At 71.4% G+C, this 4,925-nt stretch carries 4 protein-coding genes; 2 read left to right on the top strand and 2 right to left on the bottom strand.

Going from position 1 to position 4,925, the window contains the following annotated elements; translation table 11 throughout:
• The first annotated feature begins 126 nt into the window (after window positions 1-126).
• Complete coding sequence (locus H5J30_RS17535) at window positions 127-969, top strand: S1 family peptidase (RefSeq protein ID WP_181788361.1); 843 nt, start codon at window positions 127-129, stop codon at window positions 967-969.
• Between the two features lie 178 nt (window positions 970-1,147).
• On the opposite strand, the gene H5J30_RS17540 is transcribed toward H5J30_RS17535, so the two are convergent.
• Window positions 1,148-1,378, bottom strand: coding sequence for a DUF7455 domain-containing protein (locus tag H5J30_RS17540; protein WP_181788362.1), 231 nt, complete (start codon window positions 1,376-1,378; stop codon window positions 1,148-1,150).
• 433 nt (window positions 1,379-1,811) lie between these two features.
• On the opposite strand from H5J30_RS17540, the gene H5J30_RS17545 reads away from it, so the two are divergent.
• Complete coding sequence (locus tag H5J30_RS17545; protein WP_181788363.1) at window positions 1,812-3,926, top strand: DNA gyrase/topoisomerase IV subunit B; 2,115 nt, start codon at window positions 1,812-1,814, stop codon at window positions 3,924-3,926.
• A gap of 34 nt (window positions 3,927-3,960) precedes the next feature.
• Here the strand turns inward: H5J30_RS17545 and H5J30_RS17550 are convergent.
• Window positions 3,961-4,925, bottom strand: a 965-nt coding sequence (locus H5J30_RS17550) for a glycoside hydrolase family 71/99 protein (protein WP_181788364.1), incomplete at its 5' end; no start/stop codon positions are given.

A 4,925-nucleotide genomic window follows, 5' to 3' on the forward strand; every position in this document is an offset into this window, starting at 1 on the left:
CTGCGTCGCCGCAGGTCAGGGCGGTTGTCGGGGGTCCCGTCGGCGGCGTGACTGACGTGCGGCCCGCGCCGCGCTGTCCGAGGCTGAGTGCACGACGCCCCAGCCTCACGCCGTCAGGGAGACCCCATGCGCCTGCGTCTTCGCTCGATCGTCGCCGCCGCCGTCGCGGTGCTGCTGCCCCCGGCCGTACTGGGGCAGGCCCCTCCCGCGGCGGCGGACGGCGTGGTGGTCGGCGGGCACCCGGTGGGTATCGGCGACAGCCCCTGGACCGTCGCGCTGACCAGCAAGAAGCTCTTCGGCGAAGAGCGGTCGGGGCAGTTCTGCGCGGGGGTGCTGGTGTCCGCGCAGGTGGTCCTGACGGCCGCGCACTGCCTCGCCGAGGAGACGCTCGGCGTGCACTGGAGCAAGGTCGGCGATCTGAGCGTCGTGGCCGGCCGCGGCGATCTGGCGGGCACCGAGGGCAGGGAACTGGCCATCGAGCGGGTGTGGGTGAACCCCGACTACGACGGCTGGACCAACGCCGGGGACGTCGCCGTGCTGCGCCTGAAGCGCCCGGCCGAGGCGGCGCGGTTCCTGCCGCTGGCGAAGAAGGCGGACGACCCGGCGTACGAGCCGGGCTCGCCGGCCCGCGTCTACGGCTGGGGAGACACCGACGGGAAGGCCAGCTACCCCACGACGCTGCACGCCGCGGACGTCGAGGTGCTGCCGGACACCGCCTGCGAGCGCGCGTACCCGGGCAGTCCCGAGGGCCGCTACCTCGCGGCGTCGATGGTCTGCGCGGGGCTGATGCGCGGCGGCCCGGACGCCTGCCAGGGCGACAGCGGCGGCCCGCTGGTCGTACGCGGGCGGCTGGTGGGCCTGGTCTCGTGGGGCGGGGGCTGCGGGGAGAAGGGCCGTCCCGGCGTCTACACGCGGATCTCCGCGGCCGTGGAGACCGTCATGGCACACGGGCCCGGCAAGGGCTCCTGAGGAGCACACAGGCCGCCCGGGCGCCCGTACGGCGTTCCTGCCGTACGGGGGCGCGCCGACTGCTGCCGTACGGGCCCGTACCGCCCCGGAAACCGACGAGGCGGCCACCCCCAGTGGGAATGACCACCTGAGTCCGGCCCGGGGGCCGCACGAGGCTCGTCGGGCTGACGTCGGCGCGTCAGCGTTCGTCGGTGTTGGCCGACGCCGGAGTGGCCTGGAGCCGCTCCGTCTCGTCCTGTATCTCGGCAGCGATCTTCTTGAGCTCCGGCTCGAACTTACGGCCGTGGTGCGCACAGAAGAGCAGGTCGCCGCCGCTCGTCAGGACAACGCGCAGGTAGGCCTGGGCACCACAGCGGTCGCACCGGTCGGCGGCCGTCAGCGGGCTTGCGGGAGTCAGAACAGTAGTCACGTCGCCTCTTCTCTAGCTCGACGAGCTGTCGTACCAGGGTCAACATCCAACCAGGCCGAAAACGTTCCCGCTCGTGGCTCCTGATCGGGAAAGCCTTCGTCACCAGGCCCGATGTCGCCAGGTGGCGGCGGATGAGCCGTAGTGCTTGTCGTGCTTGTGCCGTATTGAGCGCCTTTGGTCCTTTTTGACCTCCCCGGCTGGGTTGCCGGTTGTTGATGAGGACGTGCCCGGAGCCTAAATGGTTCATGCGCGTAAGGGAACGTGATAAACGAATCACCCCTCCGAGGGATCGAACATGCGCTCGAAGCGGGACTAGTATCGAGTCACATGCGGGTGGCTGCGTACCGGCTCTATAGAGCCTCGGTACCCTCTGACCGGCAGATGAGGCCCGCCACCGCCACCCGGGCCCGAAATTCAGCGAGGAGCGAACTGAGTGACCGCCGACACGTCCGTGCCGTCCGTGCTGGCCGCCGCCGAGCGCGACGGCTCCAATTACACCGCGCGGCACCTGCTCGTCCTGGAGGGTCTGGAGGCCGTCCGCAAGCGGCCCGGCATGTACATCGGCTCCACCGACAGCCGCGGTCTCATGCACTGCCTGTGGGAGATCATCGACAACTCCGTCGACGAGGCCCTGGGCGGGTACTGCCGGAACATCGACGTCCTGCTCGCCGCCGACGGCTCCGTGCAGGTCGGTGACGACGGCCGCGGCATCCCCGTCGACGTCGAGCCGAAGACCGGGCTGTCCGGCGTCGAGGTGGTCCTGACCAAGCTGCACGCCGGCGGCAAGTTCGGCGGCGGCGCGTACGCGGCCTCCGGCGGCCTGCACGGCGTCGGCGCCTCCGTGGTCAACGCGCTGTCCGCCCGGCTCGACGTCGAGGTCGACCTCTCCAGCAGGACGCACGCGACGAGCTTCCGCCGCGGCGTTCCCGGCCGGTTCTCGGGCCGCGGCGCCGACGCCCCCTTCGAGCCGGCCAGCGGGCTGGTCAAGGGCAAGAAGATCCCCAAGGCCAGGACGGGCACCCGCGTCCGCTTCTGGCCGGACCGGCAGATCTTCCTCAAGGACGCCGAGCTGTCGCTCGACGACCTGCACGCGCGCGCCCGGCAGACCGCCTTCCTGGTGCCCGGCCTCACGCTCGTGGTGCGCGACGAGCGCTCCGCCGACAAGGCCGGGCACACCACGGAGACCTTCCGCTACGACGGCGGCATCAGCGAGTTCTGCGAGTTCCTGGCCCCCGACCGCCCGGTCTGCGACGTGCTGCGGCTGTCGGGCCACGGGACGTTCAAGGAGACCGTCCCGGTGCTCGACGACCGCGGGCACATGACGCCCACCGAGGTCACCCGCGACCTCGGCGTCGACATCGCGCTGCGCTGGGGCACCGGGTACGACACCACGATCCGCTCCTTCGTCAACATCATCGCCACCCCCAAGGGCGGCACCCACGTCTCCGGCTTCGAGCGCTCCTTGACCCGCACCGTCAACGACGCCCTGCGCAGCCTGAAGCTGCTGCGCGTCGCCGAGGACGACGTCGTCAAGGACGACGCGCTGGAGGGCCTGACCGCGGTGGTCACCGTCCGGCTCGCCGAGCCGCAGTTCGAGGGCCAGACCAAGGAGGTGCTGGGCACCTCGGCGGCCTCCCGGATCGTCGCGCAGGTCGTCGCGAAGGAGCTGAAGGCGTTCCTGACGTCCACCAAGCGGGACGCCAAGCAGCAGGCGCGCGCGGTGCTGGAGAAGGCCGTGGCCGCGGCCCGTACGCGCATCGCCGCCCGGCAGCACAAGGAGGCGCAGCGCCGCAAGACCGCGCTGGAGTCCTCCTCGCTGCCGGCCAAGCTCGCGGACTGCCGCAGCGACGACGTGGAGCGCTCCGAGCTGTTCATCGTCGAGGGCGACTCCGCGCTGGGCACGGCCAAGCTCGCGCGCAACTCCGAGTTCCAGGCCCTGCTGCCGATCCGCGGCAAGATCCTCAACGTGCAGAAGGCGTCCGTCGCGGACATGCTGAAGAACGCCGAGTGCAGCGCGATCATCCAGGTGATAGGGGCCGGTTCGGGGCGGACGTTCGACATCGACCAGGCCCGCTACGGCAAGGTGATCTTCCTCGCCGACGCCGACGTCGACGGCGCGCACATCCGCACCCTGCTGCTCACGCTCTTCCAGCGCTACATGCGCCCGATGGTCGAGGAGGGCCGGGTCTTCTCCGCGGTGCCGCCGCTGCACCGCATCGAGCTGATCCAGCCGAAGAAGGGCCAGGACAAGTACATCTACACGTACTCGGACTCCGAGCTGCGCGAGACCCTGCTCGACCTCCAGCGCAAGGGCACGCGCTTCAAGGACTCCATCCAGCGCTACAAGGGCCTCGGCGAGATGGACGCCGACCAACTCGCCGAGACCACGGTCGACCCGCGGTACCGCACGCTGCGGCGGATCAACATCAGCGACCTGGAGGCCGCCGAGCAGGTGTTCAACCTCCTGATGGGCAACGAGGTCGCCCCTCGCAAGGAGTTCATCACCAACTCGGCGGCCACCCTGGACCGCTCGCGCATCGACACCTGAGCCCCGGCGCGGCCCGGCCGGGGCCGGGGCCGCCTCAGCCCCGGCCGGACGCCGCCTCGAACTCGGTCACCCAGTGCCGGGTCCGGTCCAGGTACGCGGTCTCGGCGGCCGCGCCCGTACGCCCGTAGGCGCCCTCGAACGTGACGTAGACCGGCAGCGGCGGGTTGGAGGAGGCCGGCTCCAGTTGGCTGCCCTCGTGCCACTCGTTGAACGACGTGAGCGTCACCCAGTCCGCCGGCCCGCCCTTCTCCGGGTCCAGCACGTAGCCCCAGCTGCGGTCGTACACCTCGCCGTCCGCGCGGTCCACGGTCGGCGAGGTGTTGCCCGGCACCGCGCGGTCGTCGAGGTAGCCGGGGCCGATGGACGGCGCCCACACGTAGTCGTTCGCCCGGCACCACGCCGCGACGCCCGCCCAGTCGGGGTCGTTCGCGCCGGCGATGGCGTCGTAGGTGTAGATGCCGCCGAAGTGCTCGACGCGCGAGACGTCCGTCGTCTGCGCCATCACCAGGGCGCTGTCCCGGATCTCCGCGATCGGCGCCCAGTCGGTGGTGTTCAGGCTGTTGAAGACGTAGTACGCGCAGCGCCCGCCCCGGTCCGCGGCCCGGTGGTAGGCGGGGTGGCCGCCGTAGGTCTCCTCCAGGTACGCCACGTCGTCGACGACCGACGCCCCGTCGCGCCCCGAGTAGGGCTCGATGTGCCAGGCGATCTGCAGCCCCTCGGCCGCCGCCGCGTCCAGCACACCGGCCGCCAGCCGGTCCTCGTAGCCGCCGCGGCCCCACCAGCTGTACGCCAGCACGCCGATGCCGGCCTGCCGCGCCCAGGCCATGTGCTGGGCGACGGCGCCGTCGTAGTCGCCGGAGTCGTACGCGCCGAGGACGGGGTAGAAGTCGGCGCCGATGTCGTCGGGCGGGGTGTGCCCGCCCTGCTGCCAGTGCACCCACGAGCCGTAGTGGTCGGGGTTTCCGTACCAGGAGTAGTAGAAGGCGTGCACGTACGGGG

The organism is Streptomyces phytophilus, from assembly GCF_013870535.1.
Taxonomy (GTDB): domain Bacteria; phylum Actinomycetota; class Actinomycetes; order Streptomycetales; family Streptomycetaceae; genus Streptomyces; species Streptomyces phytophilus.